The organism is Arthrobacter pasteuri, from assembly GCF_054510955.1.
In genome coordinates this window covers 1,080,377-1,101,334 of record NZ_JBTNDO010000001.1, presented here as the reverse complement: position 1 = coordinate 1,101,334, position 20,958 = coordinate 1,080,377, and the positions used below count along the sequence as shown (strand labels likewise).

The following is a 20,958-nucleotide window of genomic DNA, read 5'->3' as shown; positions in this document are numbered from 1 at the left end:
ACGCGCTGCATCGCCGGCGTCGGCCGGGAGCGGAAGGCGCCCGCGATCGAGGAGTTCCGGCGCCGGTCCGGAGTGCCGCAGGCCTCCGCCTGCCCAGGACGTGCCGCTGGGCTCGGCCCGCCCGTGGCCGGTAGATTGGAGCGTGTGAGCCGAACCCCCAACGACCTGCTGTCGATCGTCTACTCGAGCACCTCGGCGCACCCGTTCAGGGACGAGGAGCTCAACGCCCTGCTGGCCCTCAGCCGGGAGAGCAACGCCCGTGCTCACCTGACGGGGATGCTGCTCTACCGCAGCGGACGATTCCTCCAGGTCATCGAGGGCCCCGCCGACGTCCTGCGTGAGCGCATGTCCATCATCGCCGCCGACCCACGCCACCTGGACGTCCACATCCTTCTCCAGGAGACCATCGACGAACGGCAGTTCCCGGACTGGACCATGGCGTACGAGCCGGCCTCCGGGGTGCCTGTGGATGACATCCCCGGGTACCGCAGGACCTTCTCCGACATCGAGGGCGGGAACGACCCGCAGGAGTCCGTCGCCGCCCTGCGCGAGCTGATTGGCTGGTTCCAGGACCGCGCCGTCCAGGGGCGCTGACCCGGACCGGCCCCTTGCGCCGACCCGCAGCCGGGTGCCCGCGTCGCACGTCGCCGCTGCCTCAGGAGCCGGTGAGCTCCCGCACGAACGCGAGGTGCTCGACGTCCTGGAAGGCGCCTCCCTGCTCGTGCCCGTTGTACGGGTACACCTTCATGCGTTTGGGCCCGGCGTAGTGGTTGTGCGCGGCGAACACGCACGACGGCGGGCAGACGTCGTCGAGCAGACCCACCGAGAACATCGCGGGAATGGTGCTGCGCGTCGCGAAGTTGACGCCGTCGAAGTAGCTGAGGGTGCGGAAGACACGGTCGACGTCGTGCCGCCGCGTCCCGAGGTACTTCGCGATCTCGGAGTAGGGAGCGGTGTCGACGATCTCGGTGGCGCGCCGCATGTGCGAGAGGAACGGGACGTCCACGATGGCGCCGACGGGCGGGGTGTCGTTCACGCGCTGCGTGAGGGCTGCCGCAGCGAGGGTAATTCCACCGCCCTGGCTGCCTCCGGAGATCACCACGCGGGACGCATCGACGGCGGGGTGCGACTGGGCGGCTTCGACGGCGTGGACGGCATCGACGAAGAGCCGGCGGTAGTAGTAGGTCTCGGGGTGCTCGACGCCGAGCGTCATGAAGCCGCCCAGATGCGGACCCGCCAGGGGCCCGTCGGCCGTGTCGCCCGTCCGGTGTCCCGAGCCCTGTCCGCGGAGGTCCATCACGAAGTGCGCGAAGCCGGCACTGGGCAGGCCCGTCCACTCGCCGAGCAGGCCGCGCCCGCCGCCGTAGCCGATGAACGTGACGACGGTCGGCAGGGGGCCGGGAAGGTGGCGGGGCGTGAGCAGCCAGCCCTTCACGGGCTGGCCGTCGTAGCCCGCGAACGTCACGTCCTCCGTGACCAGCTGCGTGTACCCTGCGTCGACCTCCTCGAAGGTCGGGGGTGCGGCGTGGCCGCGCTGCTCGGCGAGGGTCTTGTCCCAGAAGGCGTCGTAGTCGGCGGGTTCGTCGCGTTCGGGCAGGTAGCTGCGCAGCTCGGACAGGGGGAGATCGAAGTGGGGCATGGGGTGCATCCTTTCACGGCTTCGATAGGCGAAGATAGAGCGCGGACAAGGTCGCCGGGATCACGCTGTTGACCATTGATACGATTCAACCTACGCTGTGGGATAACGCTTTCCCAAGGCGTCCCACGATGGCTGACGAAGAAGTTTTCCAGGAGGACAAAGATGTTCCGCACACTCTCACGGCGCACCCTGACAGGCGTTGCAGCCTTGGCCGTCACCGGCCTGGCCCTGACCGGTTGCGGCGGCGGCGGTGGCGAACCCGCAGCGCTGGACACCGAGGAAGAGATCACCCTCAACTACACGTTCTGGGGCAACGACGATCGCGCCGCCCGCTACGACAAGGCCATCGCGGCGTTCGAGGAGAAGTTCCCGAACATCACGATCAACGACACGTTCACCGACTACCCCTCGTACTGGGAGAAGCGCCAGACCGAGGCTGCAGGCGGTGGGCTGCCGGACGTCATGCAGTTCGACTACACCTACCTCCGCCAGTACGGCGACAACGGCCTGCTGCTGAACCTCGAGGACTACTTCGGCAACGGCATCACCACCGACGCCATCGACGAGAGCCTGCTGTCCACCGGCAAGCTCGAGGACGGCACGTTCGCCATCCCCACCGGATACAGCGCGTGGTCCGTGTTCCAGAACCCGGCGCTGCTCGCCGAGGCCGGCGTCGAACCCTACGAGGGCGGCACGAGCTGGGACGACTACGACGCGTACATGGCATCCGTGACCGAGGCCACGGGCGGCAAGGTGTACGGAGGAACCGACACCACGCAGCGCATCCAGGACCTCGAGCTGAAGCTGCGCCAGGACGGCCGCGAGCTGTTCACCGAGCAAGGGGAGCTCAACTTCACGCAGGAGGAGCTCGCCGCGCACTGGACCGAGGGCCAGGCGAACCGCGACAAGGTCACGGTTCCGCAGAGCAAGCTCGAGGAGATCAACCCGGTCTCCGGCTTCGGTGGGAACCTGACCACCAGCGAGATGAGCTGGAGCAACTTCCTCGGCGGCTACCTGGGTGACTCCGGTGCCGAGGAGATCACCATCGTCGCCCCTCCCACCGACAACCCGGATGAGAAGGACCTCTACCGCAAGGTAGGTCTGATGCAGGCTGCATCCTCCTCGACCGAGCACCCCGAGGCAGCGGCGGCCTTCGTCGACTTCCTCATCAACAGCCCCGAGGTCGGCGAGACCTTCGGTGCGACACTGGGCATCCCCGCCTCGGAGACGCAGCTCGAGGGTGCGAACCTCGAAGGACCGGACAAGGCCGTCAAGGACTACCTCGATTCCATCTCCGACCGCATGGGTGACGCTCCGGCTGCACCCGTCGCCGGCTTCGGCGCCATCGAGCAGACCTTCTGGGACCTCGGCAAGTCCATCGGCCTGGGTGCCGTGACCCCGGAGGATGCGGCGAAGCAGTTCTTCGACGAAGCCTCCGTCACTCTCGGTAGCTAGGCAGAGGAGTTCCATCATGACAACGGACTCGGCGCACGCGCCGGCAACAGCCCGCACCGCCGAATCCGGTGCCCGTCCGGCGGCCCGCCGCCGGACGGGCACGCCCCGGCCCCGCCGTTCCCGCAGCCGCGACACCGTGGCGGGTTACGTCTTCCTCTCCCCGTGGCTGCTCGGCTTCATCGGCCTCACCCTCGGCCCCATGGTGGCGTCGCTCTACCTCGCGTTCACCGACTACAACCTCTTCACCGCTCCCGAGTGGACCGGGCTCGAGAACCTCACCCGCATGGCCGGGGACGAGAAGTTCTGGAGCTCGGTGAGGATCACCCTGATCTACGTCCTCGTCGGCACGCCCATCAAGCTCGCGGCAGCGCTCGGTGTGGCGATGCTCCTGAACTACAAGGCGCGCGGCACCGGCTTCTTCCGCTCGGCGTTCTACGCCCCCAGCCTCATCGGGGCAAGCGTCAGCATCGCCATCGTGTGGCGGGCCATGTTCTCCACCGACGGGCCCGTCGACGGCACGCTCAACCTCTTCGGTATCAACCTCGGAGGGTGGATCGGCAACCCGTCGCTCATCATGCCGATGATGATCCTCCTCGCCATCTGGCAGTTCGGCGCCCCCATGGTCATCTTCCTGGCCGGGCTCAAAGGGGTCCCCGCGGAACTGTACGAGGCGGCGTCGGTGGACGGTGCCCGCGCCTGGCGCAAGTTCCTCAGCGTGACCGTGCCGATGCTCTCGCCGGTGATCTTCTTCAACCTGCTGCTCGAGATGATCAATGCCTTCCAGGTGTTCGCCTCGGCGTACATCATCGGTTCAGGAACCGGTGGCCCCGGCGGTGCGACGAACTTCTACACGGTCTACCTCTACACACGGGCCTTCGCCAACAACCAGATGGGCTACGCGTCCGCCATGGCCTGGGTCCTGCTGCTCGCCGTCGGCGTCCTCGCCTTCATCCTGTTCCGCACCTCCAGGAGCTGGGTCCACTACGCAGGAGACTCCAAGTGACCACCATCGAATCGAACCCTGCCGTTCCGGTACCCGTGAACCCCGACGGTCCCTCGCTGAACGCGCCCCGGCGCCGCCCCTTGCGGCGCCACATCCCGACCGCCATCTGGATCATCAGCATCGTCGCCCTGACCGCGATCGTGCTGTACCCGCTGCTGTGGATGGTCTCGGCCTCGCTGAAGCCCAACTCCGAGTTCGGCAGCAACCAGGGCTTCTTCCCCGAGAACCCCACCTTCGACAACTTCGTCAAGGTGATGCAGGGCATCGCCGGCATCCCGACCTGGAAGTTCTTCCTCAACTCCCTGCTGCTCGGTGTCGGCGCGGTCATCGGCACGGTCATCTCGTCGTCGATGGCCGCGTACGCCTTCTCACGGATCAATTTCCGCGGCAGCAAGATCCTGTTCGCCGCCATGATCGGCACCCTGCTCCTGCCGTTCCACGTGCTGATCATCCCGCAGTACATCATCTTCCGGAACCTGGGGCTGATCGACACCTTCTGGCCGCTGCTGGCCGGCAAGTTCCTCGCCACGGAAGCATTCTTCGTGTTCCTCATGGTGCAGTTCATCCGCAACCTGCCGCGCGAGCTGGACGAGGCCGCCCGGATCGACGGCTGCGGCCACGGCCGGATCTTCTTCTCCATCACGCTGCCGCTGATCAAGCCCGCACTCATCACGTCGTCGATCTTCGCCTTCATCTGGAGCTGGAACGATTTCCTGGGCCCGCTGCTGTACCTGAACTCGCCGGAGAAGTACCCGTTGCCGCTCGCGCTGCGCATCTTCAACGACCAGACGAGCACCTCGGACTACGGTGCGACGATCGCGATCTCCGTGCTCGCCCTCCTGCCCGTCATGCTGTTCTTCATCCTCTTCCAGCGCTTCCTCGTCGACGGCGTCGCAACGCAGGGCCTCAAGGGATGAGCCGGCGCCAGCGCGAGGCGGTTCGGGGGCGCGAAGCCGCCGCCGATGGCAGCAGCCTGCGCTGGCCCGGGGCGACCGCGAAGTTCGCCCTCTTCGGCGAGGTCCTCTGGGTGGGGGTGCTGTGCTGCATCGCCGGTCTCGGGATCGTCACGATCCCCGCGGCGTTCGCGGCAGGATCCGCCCACCTCCACCGCTTCCTGCGGGCCGAGGACTCTCCGCTCCGGCAGTTCGCCGCGGACTTCACGGCGGCTCTGAGGACCGGGTGGCTCGTGGGACTGGGTGTCGCCGTCGCCGTGTCCCTCCTCCTGCTGGACATCGTCGTCGCCGGTTCCCGGCTCCTGCCGGGCTGGCAGGCCGTCCTCGGGCTGGGTGTCGCCCTGCTCGCGTCCGTGCTGGTGAGCCTCGCCGGAACGACGGCGCGCTGGCATGCCGCGGGGTCCTGGCGGGCCGCCGGGCTGGAATGGGTCCGCGACGTCCGCCGCGATCCGGCCGGGGTCCTCTGGCTCGTCGCGGCGGTCGCCCTCGCGGCGATCGCCTCCTGGCAGCTGCCGCCACTCGTGGTCCCGGCCGTCGGGTGCCTGGTGTTCGCGGCACTGGCGACCTCGGTGCGCGAGCGCCGCACCTGAAACGCCGCACCTGAAACGCCGCACCTGAAACCCTGTCCCAAGAACCGACAACCCCTGGAGTCCGAGTGCACTACGGCGGCGACTACAATCCCGAGCAATGGCCCGAAGAGGTCTGGCCCGAGGACATAGCACGCATGCAGGAGGCCGGCGTCACGATGGTGAGCATCGGCATCTTCTCCTGGGCGCGCATCCAGCCCTCGGAGCACGAGTTCGACTTCGACTGGCTGGACCGCATCATCGGCCTCCTGCACGACGGCGGGATCGCGGCGGACCTGGCGACCGCGACGGCGTCACCCCCGCCATGGGCGACCGTCGCCTACCCGGAGATGCTGGCCGCGGACGAGAACGGGACGCCCTACTGGCACGGCAGCCGCCAGCACTACGCGCCGTCCTCGCCCGCCTACCGCAGACTCGCCGCCGACCTCGTCACGAGGATCGCCGAGCGCTACGCCGACCACCCCGCCGTCGTCCTCTGGCATGTGAACAACGAGTACGGCTGCCACCTGAACGTGGACTATTCGGATGCCGCCCGGGATGCCTTCCGCGGCTGGCTGGAGAAGCGGTACGGCTCGGTCGACGCGCTCAACGAGGCGTGGGGCACCATGTTCTGGTCCCAGCGGTACGGATCCTTCGCCGAGGTCTTCCCGCCCCGGCACGCCCCCTACAGCCACAACCCCGGGCAGCTGCTCGACTACCGCCGGTTCACCTCCGACATGCTCCTCGAGTGCTACCGGATGGAGCGGGACATCATCCGCGCGGCCGGCGCCACGCAGCCGATCACCACGAACTTCATGGGAGCGTTCAAGCCCGTGAACTACGCCCAATGGGCGCCGGAACTGGATGTCATCAGCGACGACCTCTACCCGGACCCCAATGATCCGGAGGGGTTCCGTGAAGGAGCCTTCCACGGCGACCTGATGCGGTCCCTCAAGCCGGGGACGCCCTGGCTGCTCATGGAGCAGGCCTCCAACGCGGTCAACTGGCGCCCCTCCAACGCCCCGAAGGCGCCCGGGCAGCTCGCGGCGCAGAGCATGCAGGCCGTGGCGCGCGGAGCCGACGGCGTCCTGTTCTTCCAATGGCGGCAGTCCCGGGCGGGGGCCGAGAAGTTCCACTCCGGGATGCTGCCCCACGCCGGGACGCAGACACGCACATGGCGTGAGGTGGTGGCACTCGGCGCCGAGCTCGGCCGCCTGCCGGACCTCGCGGCCGACGACGGCTCCGCCAGGGTAGCCCTCCTGCTCGACTGGGAGAACTGGTGGGCCATCGAGAACCCCGATCACCCCACCTCGCTCGACTACCTGTCCCTGGTGCGAGGCTGGTACGACGCCGCACACCGTCTCCATGTCCAGCTGGACATCCTGCCACCCACCGCCGACCTAACCCGGTACGACGTCGTCGTCGCCCCGCACCTCTACCTGCTCACCGAGGCGGCAGCGGGGAACCTCACGGCGTTCGTCGAGGGGGGCGGGCACCTGCTCGCCACCGCCTTCAGCGACGTCGTGGACGGGAACGACAGCTTCCGTCCCGGCGGCTTCGGCACGCAGGTGCGGGACCTGCTGGGGATCGTCGTCGAGGACTTCGGTGCCCTGGTCGCGCCGGGCTCGCCGGGTCCGGGCCAGCAGCACGCCCGGGTAGCGGGTGACGGGTTCGCCTTCGCGGGGTCCCTGCTCGCCGAAGAGGCACACGCCGTCGACGCCGAGGTCCTGGCGGTGTTCGACGGAGGCCGACAGCACGGCAAGCCCGCGCTCACCTCGCGCCGCTCCGGGAGAGGCGCCGCCTACTACCTCGCCACCGTCCCCGACGGCGACGGTGCCCGGCAGGTGCTCGGGCACCTGTTCGCGGCGGCGGACGTGCGGCCGGTGCTCGAGGGACTCCCGCCGATGGTCGAAGCCATCCGGCGCGGACGGCTGCTTGCCGTCATCAACCACGGTGCCGAGTCCGTCCGCGTCGACGTGCAGGGGCGGGACCTGATCGCGGATTCCGTGGTCGGCGACGTCACGCTGGAGCCCTTCGGGTACGCGCTGGTACTGGCGAACCGCTGAGCACCGGCTCCAAGGACGTCCCGCCGTCGGGACTCCTGCGGTACACCGCGCGGACGGGAGCCGCAACAGGCTGCAGTGCCGGCGCCTCCGCTGCGGGGGAGGAGCGGCGGCGCCTACGCTCGGAGCATGGACCAGCCGACTGAAGAACATCACCTGAAGGATCTCGGCAGCACGGAGGGGATCGATCCGACCGACGTCGGCCAGATCCAGGACGGGCCGCTGACCGCTGCGGACGAGGTCGACCTCATCTCCAACCAGGTCGTCCCGGCAGACAATCCGTCCCCGAAGACACTCGCCGCGAACCTCGGTCTCGAGGACGCACCGGCCGATAACCCGACGACGGACGACCGCTTCACCGGCGGCTCACGCTGACCCGGTCACGCCGGCCCGGTCACGCTGACCCCGTCACGCTGACCCGGTCACGCTGACCCCGTCACGCTGACCCGTACGCCGACCGGGCGTCATCGCGCGGCCGGGCGCGAACCGGGCCCGCCCCGACCCGCCCCGGCGCCTATTCGCGCAGCTGCTGCACCATGTCGAGCACGACGGCACGGAGGTCGCCGTCGTTCTCCTCCGCGACGCGCCGCTGGCGCTGGTACCCGGCGCCGCGCTGCAGGATGCCCTCCACGTCCGCGAGCTCGCTGCTACAGCCGAGCTTCGCGGCGATCGGTTCGAGCCGGTCGAGGACCTCGACGAGGTGCTCGGTGACGAGCTTCTCGTTGCCCTCGGCGTCCAGGATGATGATGGCGTCGAGCCCGTAGCGGGCAGCCCTCCACTTGTTCTCCTGGATGTGCCACGGCTGCATGGTCGGGATGCTGCCTCCGGCGTCCAGGGTCTCCGAGAACTCGTGGACGAGGCACTGGGTCAGGGCCGCGACGGCGCCGACGTCCCGGAGGGTGGAGAGTCCGTCGCACACCCGCATCTCGACGGTGCCGAGATTGCCGACCGGGCGGATGTCCCACCGGATCTCGCTGACGGCGTCGATCACTCCCGTGGTGAACATGTCCTGGACGTAGGACTCGTAGCCGCTCCAGTCGTCGAAGTGGAACGGCAGGCCGGCCGTGGGCAGCTGCTGGAACATCAGTGCGCGCTGCGACGCGTAGCCCGTGTCCTCGCCGCCCCAGAACGGCGACGACGCCGAGAGCGCCTGGAAATGCGGGAAGTAGTTGGTGAGGCCGTCCACCACGGGCAGTGCCTTGTCGCGGGAATCGAGTCCCACGTGCACGTGCACCCCGTAGATGACCATCTGGCGGCCCCACCACTGCGTGCGGTCGATGAGCTTCGCGTACCGCTCCTTGTCCGTGACCTGCTGCGCGCGGGGGGCACTGAAGGGGTGTGAGCCGGCGCAGAAGAGCTCCACGCCCATCGGGTCGGTGACTTCGCGGACGGCGGCGAGGGAGCGCGACAGGTCTTCCTTGGCTTCCTCGACGGTGGTGCAGATCCCCGTCACGAGCTCGACGGTGTTGAGCAGGAGTTCCTGCTTGATGTGCGGGTGCTCGTCGTCGTCCTGCAGTTCCGGGTGGTTCGCACTGACGCCCCGCAGGACCTCGTCGGCCACGGAGGCGAGTTCGCCGTTGTAGCGGTCCACGAGGGCCAGTTCCCACTCGACGCCGAGCGTTGATTGGGCTGACTGCGCAAAGTCGATCTTCAAGGGCTTGCTCCTGGAACGGTGCGGGATGGGGGCGCCTCGGCATCGCGCCGTCGCGGAAGAGACTCGTTCCAATGCTAGTACCTGGCGGGCGGGTGCAGGGCGGGCGTGGTGGCCCGCTGGACCGTCCGGCTGGAAGAATGGGCGGGTGCCCATCCTGAACAAAGACATGACCCTCTGCATCTCCCTGGCCGCGCGGCCCAGCAACATCGGGACGCGCTTCCACAACTACCTCTACGAGGAGCTGGGGCTGAACTACATCTACAAGGCGTTCACCACCACGGACCTGCCGGCCGCCATCGCCGGCCTGCGCGGGCTCGGGATCCGGGGCTGCGCCGTCTCGATGCCGTTCAAGGAGGACGTCATCGAGCTCGTGGACGCCCTGGACCCTTCGGCGAAGGCCATCGACTCCGTCAACACGATCGTGAACGATGACGGCGTCCTCACCGCCTACAACACGGACTACCTCGCGGTGGAGCGGCTCCTGCGCGAGCACGCCGTGCCGACGACGCACTCGGTCCTCGTGCAGGGATCCGGAGGCATGGCCAAGGCCGTCGTCGCTGCACTGCGCGACTCCGGCTTCAACCGGGTGACGGTCGTGGCCCGCAACGAGCGGACCGGCCGGGCGCTCGCCGAGCTCTACGGCTTCGACTGGCAGCGGGAGGTGGGGGAGTCGACGGCGGACCTGATCCTCAACGTCACCCCTCTTGGCATGGCAGGAGCGGACGCGGATGCCCTCGCGTTCCCGCAGTCCGCCGTCGACGCCGCCCGGGTGGTGTTCGACGTCGTCGCCTCCCCGTCCGAGACGCCGCTGATCCTCGCCGCCCGGAAGGCGGGCAAGCCGGTCATCACAGGTGCCGAGGTGGTCGCGCTGCAGGCGGAGGAGCAGTTCGTGCTCTACACCGGGGTCCGGCCCACACCGGAGCAGGTCCGGGCTGCCGGGGAGTTCTCGCGCCGGCAGGCGTAGCGCACGGGCTGCCCCGGGCTGTATCGGACGGCCCTCAGGCCCTCAACCACCGCACGCCGTGCGGCTCGAGGGTCAGGCCCGTGCGCAGGTGCGTGGGCTCGCCGGTGAGCAGTTCCAGGGCCGTCTCCGGCAGGCCGGAGAGTGTCTCGGCGCTGATGTGCTGCGGGGTCTCCGCGAAGTTCGCCAAGACGACGACGGTCGACTCTGGTTCCTGAAGCGCGTCGAGCAGGCCGGGGCGCTGGTAGCCGAGGACGTGGGCGTTGTGCGTGGTGAACGGCACGAGCCGTCCGCCGGCGAGTTCCGGCGTGTTCTTCCGGACGTCGATGAGGTGGCGGAGCCGCGTGAAGATGGCTCCGGCGTCCGTCGCGGTGTCCTGCCGGGTGGCGTAGCGGTCTGCGGGGTAGCTGGGCCGGCCGACCCACCGGCTGTCCTCGGCCTTGGCCGGATCGTCGAGGTAACCGTAGTCGTTGAGCTGGCCCACCTCGTCGCCGAGGTAGAGCAGGGGGATACCGCCGGTGCTGAGGATGATCGAGTGGGCGAGCAGGATCCGGGCGACGGCGGCGCCGTCGCCCGCCTCCAGTCCGGCGAGGGACGCCGTGGTGCCGGAGATGCGGCAGTCACCGGTGCGGGGGTTGTCCTGGAAGGGGACGCCGCGGGCGAAGCTGTCGGGGAACCGGTCGACGAAGAAGGCGTTGAGGAAGCGGCGGTGGTCGTGCCCGTTGATGCCGAGTTCGGCGGCGTCCTCGTCGGAGAACGTCCAGCCGATGTCGTCGTGGCTGCGCACGTAGTTGACCCAGGCGGTGCCGTCGGGGATGTCGTGCCGGCGTTCGAGGGCCTGGGCGAGCAGGGACACCTCCCGCGTGGCGAGCGAATTCCAGATCAGCGCCATCTGCAGCGGGTTGTAGCTCAGCTGGCACTCGCCCGGGTCGATGTACTGCACCACTTCGTCCGGGTGCACGATCGCCTCGGACTTGAACAGCAGCGACGGAGCCGCGAGCCGGCACACGGCGTTGAAGGCCTGCAGCAGCAGGTGCGCTTCGGGCAGGCTCTCGCAGGTGGTGCCCAGCTGCTTCCAGATGAAGGCGACGGCGTCCATCCGCACGACGTCGACGCCCTGGTTCGCGAGGTACAGCATCTCCCCGGCCATGGCCCGGAACACGGCCGGGTTCCGGTAGTTGAGGTCCCACTGGAACGAGTGGAAGGTCGCCCAGATCCACCGCCCGTCCTCGAGCTGCACGAACGAGCCCGGGTGGTCGTCGGGGAAGATCTCCCGGACGGTCCGCTCGTAGGCGTCGGGCATGTCCCGGTCGGGGTAGATCCAGTAAAAGTCCCGGTACTCGGGGTCACCGGCGACGGCTTTGCGGGCCCAGTCGTGCTCGTTCGAGGTGTGGTTGAAGATGAAGTCGACCACGAGGGCGATGCCGTTGCCGCGCAGCTCCCGGGCGAGGTCCGCGAGTTCGTCCATGGTGCCGAGTGAGGGGTCGACGTCGCGGTAGCTCGAGACGGCGTACCCGCCGTCGGAGTTCTCCTCCGGTGCCAGGAACAGGGGCATTAGGTGCAGGTACGTCAGGCCGAGGTCGCGGAAGTAGGGGATGCGATCCCGCAGTCCTGCCAGGTTCCCCGCGTACAGGTCCACGTAGCAGACGCCGCCGAGCATCCGGTTCGAGGAGAACCAGTCGGGGGCCATCGCCCGGGATGCGTCGAGAGCCTTCAGGTCCGCGGGACGGTCCTGCCAGGACGCGGCGGCGTCGAGCACCACCTGCAGCAGTTCCGTGTCCGCGTCGGGACCGTAGATGCGGTGGAAGAGCGACTGCAGTCGGGGGAACTCGGCGTCGAAGCGCGCCTCGAAGGACTCCCACTCGGCGTCCGGCGTCGCCGCCCGGCGAGCGGACCGGAGCTCCGCCCGAATGCGGTTTTCGGACAGGGCGTGCGCGGAATCCATCCCGCAAGCCTATTCCAGTCCATCGGTGCGCGGCGGTTCGTGGAGATTGCCCTTACCGGGTTCAGGCGGAATCGTGGCCCTGGTGAAGTTGTGGCTGTACTCTCGACCCACCACACCCCTGGAAAGGTCGCAATGATGAGACGTTTTCTCCGCAGTTCCGCCCTGCTGGCATCGATGGCCATCGCCCTCACCGCCGTCGGAGCATCCCCCGCCTCCGCCATCACCGGAGGCGAGCCGGACGGCGAGGAACACCCCAATGTCGGGCTGATCGTCTTCTACGACGCCGCCGGCAGGTTCCGCTGCTCCGCCACCCTGATCGAGCCGACGGTCCTGATCACCGCCGCGCACTGCACCGAAGGGACCCTGGGCAGCACGGCGGTCACATTCGACTCCGTGGTGGCCGAGGCGCCACCGTCGCCGCTCCCGGTCGCCGCAGATCCCTCCGTCGGCTACACGGACGAGGAAATCACGGCCGCCGGCTACCTGTCCGGCACCGCCTACACCCACGACCAGTACTCGGACTTCACGGACCTCGCCAACTGGAACGACGTCGGCATCATCGTCCTGGACGAGCCGGTCACGGGCATCGAGCCGGCGACCATTGCGCCGCTCGACTACCTCGACCAGTTCAGGTCGCCCGCACTCAACAGCACCATCTTCGAGCTCGTCGGATATGGCACGGAGGTCCGCAAGCCGGAGTCCGGGCCGCAGAAGCCCCAGCCCATGTCCTACCCGCTCATCCGCCGCACCACCTCGTCGCCGGGCCAGAAGCTGACGCCGCAGATCCTGCAGCTGCAGGGGAACCCCAACGACACCAGGGGCGGCGGCGGAACCTGCTTTGGTGACTCGGGCGGCCCGGTGTTCCTGAACGACTACCTCGTGGCCGTCACGAGCTACACGTACACCGGGAATTGCCGGTACCTCGGCGGGTACCAGCGCGTGGACATCCCCGTCGTGCAGGACTGGCTCGATGACTACGTCACCCTGAACTAGGACAAGCACAGAACAGGAGCCGGTTACCCCGTGGAACCGGCTCCTGGTGCGTGTCGGGCGCTGATCAGCGGCAGTTCCTGCAGCACCCGTGCTTCCTGCCGCAGCGACCCCGGGCGTGGTGTCTGCGCCGTCGTGCACGGGTTTCCGGCGCCACTGCCCCTGATAACCGGCGTGTCGCAGGACGACACGCGCTTTCGGCGGCTGAACACGTGCACGAAGGTACGGCCGACGGCCACAGGACGGGCTCAGTCCCCGCCGGCGATCCGCCCCTGCAGCACCGGCACTCCCGGCCCTTCGAGTTCATCGAGATAGGCAGGACGCCCGGCAAGGCACATCACGAGGGCGAGCAGGCTCCCGCGCACGTCCGGCCCGTCGCCGACGGCGAACGGAGCATCGTCCGCCTCCAGCCGCAGTCCGGACGCGTTGCGGCGGCTCGCTACCGTGAAATTCCTGGCGACGAAGAAGCGGGCCACCGGCAGCAGGGCGTCGATACGTGGCCGCGTCGCGATGCCGAGTGGCTGCCGGATGTCCTGGGCGTGCACCACCACCTCGCCGAGGTAGGCCGGCAGGTCCGATGACGGCGCCGTGGACAGGCCGACCGCCGCCCGGAACCGATCGAGCGTCTCGTCCGGGGACGCTCCGCGGTGCTCGACCATCCTCCGCTGGTTGTGCAGGGAGGGGCGGAAGCCGGCGAGGAGCATGCTTCGGATCCACTGCAACCTCCCGATCGACGCTCCGGCCGAAAGATGAGCCGTCACCTCCTCGACCGTCCACCCCTCGCACAGGGTGGAGTGTCGCCATTCCGCCGGCGAGAGGGTTGCAAGGTCCCGGGCGAGGGCAGCACGCTCCGCATGGACCAGCCTCCACAGCGCGTCCGTGCTCGTGGCGGGCGCGGACGCACGTGGCGTGCGGATCGATCGCCCGGGCCTCAGTGGCAGGGGATCGGACTTCATGCAGGCTGCTGTTCCCCGTACTTGGCCTGGACGGCGTCCCAGTCTCCGGTCTGTGCGATGGGATCCATCCACATGATCTCCCAGCTGTGGCCGTCCGGGTCGGCGAAGGAGCGGGAGCGCATGAAGCCGAGGTCCTGTGCCTTGCCCTCGACCGCCCCTGCGGCGATGGCCTGATCGACGAGGGAGTCGATCTGCGCGGGCTCCTCGACGCTGATGGCGTTGATGACGGCGGAGGTGGCCGTGGCATCGGCGACCGGCTTGTCCGTGAACTGCGCCCAGTGGCTGTGCGTCAGGATCATCACGTAGATGGTGTCGCTGATCACGATGGCCCCGGCGTCGTCGTTCGAGAAGTTCGGGTCGAGGGTCCAGCCGAAGCTGGTGTAGAAGTCCTTGGACCGGGCGAGGTCGCTGACGGGAAGGTTGATGAAGACGCTGGTAGCCATGGCGGTACTCCTGTTCTGGAACGGCCCCGATGGGCCCCTGGTACTTCTTGGACGGATGCTAGCGCCGAAAATCATCGGCAGGTAGGGCACTCTCCGGCGCACCCCTTGCTAAGGAGGCTGATCAGTACCAGAGTGAGGTGGAAAACCGAGGGAAGGCCGAGCATGAGTACTTCTGCCGAGCACGTGTCCGACGCGACCACGGCACGGGGGGAGCCGGAGCTGAAACGGGTCCTCGGGCCGAAACTGCTCCTCCTGTTCATCGTCGGCGACATCCTCGGAGCGGGTGTCTACGCCGTCACCGGAACCATGGCGGGTACCGTCGGAGGTCTGGTCTGGCTGCCCTTCCTGCTCGCCTTCATCGTCGCCACGATGACCGCGTTCTCCTACCTGGAGCTCGTCACGCAGTATCCGCAGGCGGCCGGTGCCGCCCTCTACACCCACAAGGCCTTCGGCATCCACTTCGTCACGTTCCTGGTGGCGTTCGCCGTCGTCTGCTCGGGCATCACCAGCGCCGCCACCTCGGCGAACGTGCTGGCGCAGAACTTCTTCGGCGGCCTCGAGGTCAACGGCTGGATGGGCATGCCCGGCCAGGGCGTGATCACCGCCGTCGCCCTGGGCTTCATGCTGCTGCTCGCCGTCATCAACCTGCGCGGCGTGGGCGAGAGCGTCAAGTTCAACGTGGTGCTGACGATCGTCGAGATGACGGCGCTGTGCATCGTGATCGGCGTCGGCTTCCTCGCCATGGCGCAGGGCACCGGCAACGTGGGCGAGATCTTCGTGTTCACCGACTACCAGGACAAGGGCATGTTCCTCGCGGTGACCGCCGCGACCTCCATCGCCTTCTTCGCGATGGTCGGCTTCGAGGACTCGGTGAACATGGTCGAGGAGGTCCAGAACCCCGAGCGCATCTTCCCCCGCACCATGCTGACCGGGCTCGGGATCGCCGTCATCCTCTACATGCTGGTCGCGGTCTCCGTCGTCACGGTGCTGAGCCCCACCGAACTGGAGGGCATCCGGGAGGCCGAGGGCGCCGCCTTGCTCGAGGTCGTGCACAAGGGGTCGCCCGATTTCCCGATCGACAGGATCTTCCCCTTCCTCGCCGTCTTCGCCGTCGCCAACACCGCCCTGATCAACATGCTGATGGCCAGCCGCCTGATCTACGGCATGGCGCGCCAGGACGTCCTGCCCCGCCCGCTCGCCAAGGTGCTGCCGGGCCGCCGTACTCCCTGGGCCGGTATCGCGTTCTCGACCATCCTCGCCCTGGGCCTGATCCTGTACGTGACCAGCGATCCCGACAGCAACATCGTCGCCAACCTCTCCGGCACCACGGCCTTCCTGCTCCTGTGCGTCTTCACCGTGGTCAATGTGGCCTGCGTGGTGCTGCGTCGCAAGAGGGACGTCAACCGCAAGGTGTTCTTCACGTCCCCCGGCCCGCTTCCCCTCGTGGCGGCACTCCTGTGCGCGTTCCTCGCCGGCCCGTGGGTGGGTCGCGACGTCGTCCAGTACCAGATCGCCGGCAGCCTGATGGCGATCGGCGTCGTCCTCTGGCTCATCACGTGGCTCATCAACCGGAAGACCAACACCTCCGCCGGTGATCCCACGGCGGTCGAGAGCTGAGGACGCCGGCCGGCGGGCGCTAGCATCGCTTCATGGAGATCCTCCGCTACGCAGCCTTTACCGACCGGCCCGACGGCGGCAATCCCGCCGGAGTGGTGCTCGACGCCGATGGCCTCTCGGCCGGTCAGATGCAGGGGATCGCGGCCGAGCTCGGCTATGCGGAGAGCGCTTTTCTCTCGCGTCGCTCGCCGGGCAGGGCCACGGTCCGCTACTTCGCCCCCGAGGCCGAGGTCCCGATCTGCGGCCATGCGACGATCGCGACCGGGGTCGCGCTCGCCGACCGCGAGGGCCCGGGGACATTCTCCTGTCGACGCCGGTGGGCCCGCTCGACCTGAGGACCACGCGGGTGGGTGGTCGCTTCGTCGCCTCCCTCGTGACCGTGGAGCCGCGCGTGGAGGGGATCGACGACGACGTCCGGGACGAGCTCCTGCAGCACCTCCGCCTCACCGTGGAGGACTTGTCGGCCGACCTGCCCCTCCAGCTGTCCTTCGCCGGCAACACCCACCCGATCGTGCCGGTCCGCGACGCCACCGTCCTGCGCCGGCTCGACTACGACTACGACGGCCTCAAGGGACTGATGATGGCGCAGGGGTGGGGTGCGACGGTCGCCGTCGTGCACCGGCTCGGCCCGGACGTCTTCGAGGCCCGGAACCCGTTCCCGCCCGGCGGCGTCCGGGAGGATCCTGCCACGGGTTCGGCCGCCGCCTCACTCGGCGCCTACCTCCGCGCACGGGGAGACGTCGCACCGCCGGCGACGCTCACCGTGCACCAGGGTTCCGACGTCCGGCGCCCGTCCGTCATCACAGTCGATATTCCTCCGACCGGGGGCATGACGGTGTCGGGTGGGGCCGTCCGGATCAGCGCTTAGGCGGGCCCGAGTCAGGGTCCGGTGAGGCGTCGTCCCGAGACCGGTATCCGGGCGGGGGCGCGCCTCGGTCCGGCCCGGCCGGTGTCGTCGGGCGAGCGCTTCCTCGGGGATCAGGTCCCGGCGATGGGTGCTGTGAGCGCGTGCGCAGCGGCGATGAGGTCTGCGGGTGACAGCTCGATGTCCAGCCCCCGCTGGCCCCCGGACACGAAGACCGTGGGATGGTCGAGGACGGACGCGTCGATGACGACGGGTGATGGCTGCCGCTGTCCGAGAGGGGAGATCCCGCCGAGGACGTATCCGGTCCGACGCTGGGCGAGGGCCGGGTCGGCCATCACGGCCTTCCGCCTGCCGAGCGCGGAGGCGAGGGCCTTGAGGTCGAGCGACCCGCTGACGGGGACGACGGCGGCCACGAGGGCCCCGTCGACGCTCGTCATCAGCGTCTTGAAGACCCGGCCCGGGTCGACACCCAGTGCAGAGGCGGCTTCCAGCCCGTAGGAGGACACGCCGTCGTCGTGCTGGTAGGGGCGGGCCGTGAAGGCGACGCCGGCCGCGGTGAGCGCGGCCAGGGCAGGGGTGCTGCGGGAACCGGTCGGCTTCCTGCCCATGGCACCTCCTTCTGGTTCTACGACGCTGTGACGACTTCCCGCACGGCGGCCAGGTCCCAGAGCTCGGGCTGGCCCCAGGCTCCGACGAAGTCGCAGGCCACGATGAACTCGGCCATGACCGGCCCCGTCAGGACGAGCCCCTCGACGTAATCTACGCCGTTCCGCTGGATCGGCTCCACCCCACGGGCGTACAGGGCGTCGAGGACGGCGGCAGTCTCCGTGGAATCCTCTGCGGAATCGTCTGCGGAATCGTCCGTGGAATCCTCCACGCGGTCCGGCGTGGAGTCGGCGGCGCGGAGGGAGCGCCAGTACAGGTAGAGTCCCTCGACCTCGTCGACGGATACGAGCGAGCCGTCGGCGGTGACGGTGGTGCAGTCGTGCAGGAAATCGTCGATGTGCTGCGTCATGGTGGTCCTTTGCAGTGTCAAGCAGTGGTGAAAGAAGTGCTGAAAGCGATGCTGGAAGCAGGTGCCGAAGAAGTGCCGGTCAGGAGGGGGCGACGGGGAGGGTCGGCTCGGCACGCAGTGGATCAGGGTGCGGAGGCGACGGCAGAAAGTGGTGAAGTCGTCAGGGTACGGCCGGGGCCGGCGCTGGGACTGGAGACGGAGGCCGCGCGGGTCGAGGGACCACCTGCGGATGGCTGTGGAAGAAGGGCTTCCTGGTCGTTCATGCTGCACGCCCCTATCGGGGATGGTGCTCTGCTATTGGGTACCCGGTGCAATCATCAGGGCAACGAAGAGAAGAACCGAAAACAGCCGCCTTCTTCTAGACAACTCCCCCCACCCTACGCTTCTTTCCCGCGAATGGGGTGGAGAGGCTCCGCTACAGTACACAGACAGGAGCGGGCCCGGGGGCACTGGACGACAAGGAGTATCGCCATGTGGATCGGGTTCATCGAGTTCGACGTCCTGCTCGGCGACGTGCACTCGCTGAAGGGCAAGCGGTCGGTGGTGCGTCCGCTGGTGTCGGACCTCCGCCGGAAGTTCGAGCTGTCCGTCGCCGAAGTCGGGCACCAGGACCTGCACCGCCGGGCCGTCGTGGGTGCGGGGGTGGTCGGAGGCGACCGGCAGCATGTGGTGGACGTGCTGGACCGGGTGGAGCGATACGTTGCAGCGAGGCCCGAAGTCGAGCTTCTGAGCGCCCGACGACGGCTCCTCAGCAGCGAGGACTAGCAGGGGCCGCAGGCCCGGCTCAGGCTCCCGGGGAGGACGTCGCCAACTGGTGCAGTGCTCCGCCGTCGAACGCGTCGAGCAGCGCCCGGATGTCCTTGTAGACCTCGACGGCCCCTGCCTCGCGCAGCTCCGCATCGCTCGTGCCGCCCGAGGCGAGGCCGATCGTGGGGATCTTCAGCTCCGACGCCGCGAGGACGTCCCACACGGAGTCACCGACGAACACGGCATTCGCCGCCTCGAGTCCGCCGGCCTCCAGTGCCGCCTCCAGGATGTCCGGGGAGGGCTTGCTGTTCTCCGCATCCGAGGAGCTCGTCGCCGCACTGATGGCCTCGTCCGCATCGATGATGTCCCGGAGCACGCCCAGTTCCTGCTGCGAGGCGGAGGACGCGAGGACCACTGTGAGGCCGTCGTCCGCGCACCGGCGTACGAGTTCCGCTGCTCCTTCGAAGGCTCGCAGGGCCGGCCAGTAGGTGGAGAAGACGGCGCCGTGCGTGGAGTCGAGCTCCTCGTCCTGCCCGGTGTCCCGGTCGTCACCGAGGAGGTGCGCCACGAGCTTGTCGCCGCCCATCCCGATGGCCCGGTGGATCTCCGCCAGCGGTACGTCGTGGCCGAAGCGGCGGAACGCCTGCCACCAGGCGATGGTGTGCTGGTAGTTGGAGTCCACGAGGGTGCCGTCCACGTCAAACAGCACGCCGTGCCGTGCTTCCGATGATCCCGCTGTACCGTTCGCCATGCGCTGCCTCCCGCTCGTCCCGTATTCTCGTCCTCCCGAGTCTAGGAAGGCAGGCGCGCGGGCGGGGGCGTGGCGGGCCGGTTGCGGCCGGGCAGAATGTGTGGCTCGGTGCCGCTAGGAGGCCGGAACGGGCTCGACGACGATGGCCACGCGCTCGTCGCCGATGCGCGTGAGCACCAGGGTCGCCTTGTTCCGTCCCTTGCCGGAGCCGGTCAGCAACTGCTTGCGCACGTCCTCCGGCGTGGCCGAGATGCCGCGTTTCTTGATGTCGAGGACGCCGATGCCCTCGGAGCGGACCCAGGCCTTGAGCGCCTTGACGTTGTAAGGCCGTACCGCGAGCACCCGGTACGCCCGGGCGAACGGGGTGTCCGTGAACGACGGCGCGCAGATGTAGGCGATCATCGGATCCAGCAGGTGCCCGCCCAGGTCCGCGGCGAGGTCCGCGACGAGTCCGGCGCGGATGACGGCGCCGTCCGGCTCGTACAGGTAGCCGCCGGGCTCGCCGACGGGGGCGGTCGGGCCGTTCCCGAACTCCGCATCCGACACCATCTCCGCGGCCCCCCTCGGGCCGAGGAGGAGGGCGGCCCGGCGGACGCCCTCGCGGCGGAGCGCGTTGAACCACAGCGCCACCTCCGTGACGTCGCCGTCCACGGAGACCCACTGCGCCTCGCAGGCCGACGGGATGGACTCGTGCGGCATGCCCGGGCCCATCTTCACGCCCACCGGCTTCCCGCTGTCGGCGAGGTCCTGGACGAAGGACAGCGGGGGCGAGAACGCCTCCGGGTCGAAGAGGCGGGAGGTGCCCGACGACGTCGTCGTCCTGCGCGCCGGGTCCAGCCAGACGCCGTCGTACTCCGCCGTGTCCACGGACGAGGCGTCGGCGTTGACGACGCGGGCGTTGGGGAAGGGCAGCAGGTTCATGGTCGCGGCGGCGGCGGTCGTCTCGTCGAGTTCGACGGCGGTGACCCGGCGGTCGAGGGTGGCCAGGGCCATGCTGTCGGCGCCGAGACCGCACCCGAGGTCTGCGACCGTGACCAGTCCCGCGTCGACGAAGCGCTGCGCGTGGCGCGCGGCGACGGACAGGCGCGTGGCCTGCTCGAGCCCTGCCGACGTGAAGACCATGTGCTCGGCGAAGGGCCCGAACTTGGCGGCAGCCTTCGCCCGCAGCCGCGACTGGGTAAGGGCGGCGGCGACGGCGTCGGGAGAGTGGCCCGCCTTCCGCAGCCGCTCGGTGAGCCGCAAACTGTCGGCTTCGGCGTAGGGGCCGAGGGAGTTCACCAGCTCCCAGCCTTCGGGGGTCAGGATGTCCGCGATGTTGTCCGAAGCCATGCAGCC

The 20,958-nt window shown here is 68.9% G+C and carries 22 protein-coding genes; 13 read left to right on the top strand and 9 right to left on the bottom strand.

The window, feature by feature from the left end; all coding sequences use genetic code 11:
- Window positions 1-144 precede the first annotated feature (144 nt).
- The gene (locus ACX80H_RS05080; RefSeq protein ID WP_459311514.1) at window positions 145-594 is read left to right on the top strand and encodes a BLUF domain-containing protein; all 450 of its coding nucleotides are present in this window, start codon (window positions 145-147) and stop codon (window positions 592-594) included.
- A 61-nt stretch (window positions 595-655) separates the two neighbouring features.
- Here the strand turns inward: ACX80H_RS05080 and ACX80H_RS05075 are convergent, their stop codons facing one another.
- Complete coding sequence (locus ACX80H_RS05075; RefSeq protein WP_459311512.1) at window positions 656-1,639, bottom strand: acetylxylan esterase; 984 nt, start codon at window positions 1,637-1,639, stop codon at window positions 656-658.
- 162 nt (window positions 1,640-1,801) lie between these two features.
- Between ACX80H_RS05075 and ACX80H_RS05070 the strand changes: the two genes are divergently transcribed.
- From ACX80H_RS05070 to ACX80H_RS05045, 6 genes are all read left to right on the top strand, one after another.
- Complete coding sequence (locus ACX80H_RS05070; protein WP_459311511.1) at window positions 1,802-3,094, top strand: ABC transporter substrate-binding protein; 1,293 nt, start codon at window positions 1,802-1,804, stop codon at window positions 3,092-3,094.
- A gap of 16 nt (window positions 3,095-3,110) precedes the next feature.
- Complete coding sequence (locus tag ACX80H_RS05065; protein WP_459311509.1) at window positions 3,111-4,097, top strand: carbohydrate ABC transporter permease; 987 nt, start codon at window positions 3,111-3,113, stop codon at window positions 4,095-4,097.
- Entirely contained in the window at window positions 4,094-5,014 is a 921-nt protein-coding gene (locus ACX80H_RS05060; protein ID WP_459311507.1) for a carbohydrate ABC transporter permease, read from the top strand. Before ACX80H_RS05065 ends, ACX80H_RS05060 begins: the two co-directional genes overlap by 4 nt.
- On the top strand, window positions 5,011-5,640 hold the full coding sequence (locus tag ACX80H_RS05055) for a hypothetical protein (protein WP_459311506.1): 630 nt from the start codon (window positions 5,011-5,013) through the stop codon (window positions 5,638-5,640). The genes ACX80H_RS05060 and ACX80H_RS05055 overlap by 4 nt, the downstream gene beginning before the upstream one ends.
- 65 nt (window positions 5,641-5,705) lie before the next feature.
- Complete coding sequence (locus tag ACX80H_RS05050) at window positions 5,706-7,682, top strand: beta-galactosidase (protein WP_459311505.1); 1,977 nt, start codon at window positions 5,706-5,708, stop codon at window positions 7,680-7,682.
- A gap of 126 nt (window positions 7,683-7,808) precedes the next feature.
- Window positions 7,809-8,054: a hypothetical protein gene (locus tag ACX80H_RS05045; protein ID WP_459311504.1), complete on the top strand. Its 246-nt coding sequence runs from the start codon at window positions 7,809-7,811 to the stop codon at window positions 8,052-8,054.
- Window positions 8,055-8,193: 139 nt separating this feature from the next.
- On the opposite strand, the gene ACX80H_RS05040 is transcribed toward ACX80H_RS05045, so the two are convergent.
- Window positions 8,194-9,333, bottom strand: a complete 1,140-nt coding sequence (locus ACX80H_RS05040) for a glutamate--cysteine ligase (protein ID WP_459311502.1) — start codon at window positions 9,331-9,333, stop codon at window positions 8,194-8,196.
- Between the two features lie 145 nt (window positions 9,334-9,478).
- Between ACX80H_RS05040 and ACX80H_RS05035 the strand changes: the two genes are divergently transcribed.
- On the top strand, window positions 9,479-10,297 hold the full coding sequence (locus ACX80H_RS05035) for a shikimate 5-dehydrogenase (protein WP_459311501.1): 819 nt from the start codon (window positions 9,479-9,481) through the stop codon (window positions 10,295-10,297).
- Between the two features lie 34 nt (window positions 10,298-10,331).
- On the opposite strand, the gene ACX80H_RS05030 is transcribed toward ACX80H_RS05035, so the two are convergent.
- Window positions 10,332-12,239, bottom strand: coding sequence for an amylosucrase (locus ACX80H_RS05030; protein ID WP_459311499.1), 1,908 nt, complete (start codon window positions 12,237-12,239; stop codon window positions 10,332-10,334).
- Between the two features lie 132 nt (window positions 12,240-12,371).
- On the opposite strand from ACX80H_RS05030, the gene ACX80H_RS05025 reads away from it, so the two are divergent.
- A complete protein-coding gene (locus ACX80H_RS05025; RefSeq protein ID WP_459311498.1) occupies window positions 12,372-13,232 on the top strand; it encodes a S1 family peptidase in 861 nt (286 codons plus the stop codon).
- Window positions 13,233-13,477: 245 nt separating this feature from the next.
- Here the strand turns inward: ACX80H_RS05025 and ACX80H_RS05020 are convergent, their stop codons facing one another.
- Window positions 13,478-14,185 (bottom strand): maleylpyruvate isomerase family mycothiol-dependent enzyme, encoded by a 708-nt coding sequence (locus tag ACX80H_RS05020; RefSeq protein ID WP_459311497.1) that lies wholly within the window; start codon window positions 14,183-14,185, stop codon window positions 13,478-13,480.
- On the bottom strand, window positions 14,182-14,628 hold the full coding sequence (locus tag ACX80H_RS05015) for a VOC family protein (RefSeq protein WP_459311496.1): 447 nt from the start codon (window positions 14,626-14,628) through the stop codon (window positions 14,182-14,184). The genes ACX80H_RS05020 and ACX80H_RS05015 overlap by 4 nt, the downstream gene beginning before the upstream one ends.
- A gap of 162 nt (window positions 14,629-14,790) precedes the next feature.
- Here ACX80H_RS05015 and ACX80H_RS05010 point away from each other — a divergent pair, with 162 nt between their 5' ends.
- Genes ACX80H_RS05010 through ACX80H_RS05000 form a run of 3 tightly spaced genes read left to right on the top strand, consistent with a single transcriptional unit; the run spans window position 14,791 to window position 17,113 of the window.
- Entirely contained in the window at window positions 14,791-16,245 is a 1,455-nt protein-coding gene (locus tag ACX80H_RS05010) for an APC family permease (protein ID WP_459311494.1), read from the top strand.
- Window positions 16,246-16,277: 32 nt separating this feature from the next.
- Window positions 16,278-16,580, top strand: a complete 303-nt coding sequence (locus tag ACX80H_RS05005; protein ID WP_459311492.1) for a PhzF family protein — start codon at window positions 16,278-16,280, stop codon at window positions 16,578-16,580.
- 11 nt (window positions 16,581-16,591) lie between these two features.
- Window positions 16,592-17,113 (top strand): PhzF family protein, encoded by a 522-nt coding sequence (locus tag ACX80H_RS05000; protein WP_459311490.1) that lies wholly within the window; start codon window positions 16,592-16,594, stop codon window positions 17,111-17,113.
- A gap of 110 nt (window positions 17,114-17,223) precedes the next feature.
- Here ACX80H_RS05000 and ybaK read toward each other — a convergent pair whose 3' ends face one another.
- Complete coding sequence (gene ybaK / locus ACX80H_RS04995; RefSeq protein WP_459311488.1) at window positions 17,224-17,718, bottom strand: Cys-tRNA(Pro) deacylase; 495 nt, start codon at window positions 17,716-17,718, stop codon at window positions 17,224-17,226.
- A gap of 17 nt (window positions 17,719-17,735) precedes the next feature.
- Window positions 17,736-18,125: a hypothetical protein gene (locus ACX80H_RS04990; protein WP_459311487.1), complete on the bottom strand. Its 390-nt coding sequence runs from the start codon at window positions 18,123-18,125 to the stop codon at window positions 17,736-17,738.
- A gap of 471 nt (window positions 18,126-18,596) precedes the next feature.
- Here ACX80H_RS04990 and ACX80H_RS04985 point away from each other — a divergent pair, with 471 nt between their 5' ends.
- A complete protein-coding gene (locus tag ACX80H_RS04985) occupies window positions 18,597-18,890 on the top strand; it encodes a DUF503 domain-containing protein (RefSeq protein ID WP_087076704.1) in 294 nt (97 codons plus the stop codon).
- Window positions 18,891-18,909: 19 nt separating this feature from the next.
- On the opposite strand, the gene ACX80H_RS04980 is transcribed toward ACX80H_RS04985, so the two are convergent.
- A complete protein-coding gene (locus ACX80H_RS04980; RefSeq protein WP_459311485.1) occupies window positions 18,910-19,623 on the bottom strand; it encodes an HAD family hydrolase in 714 nt (237 codons plus the stop codon).
- Between the two features lie 114 nt (window positions 19,624-19,737).
- Window positions 19,738-20,952 (bottom strand): THUMP-like domain-containing protein, encoded by a 1,215-nt coding sequence (locus tag ACX80H_RS04975; RefSeq protein ID WP_459311483.1) that lies wholly within the window; start codon window positions 20,950-20,952, stop codon window positions 19,738-19,740.
- Window positions 20,953-20,958 lie beyond the last annotated feature (6 nt).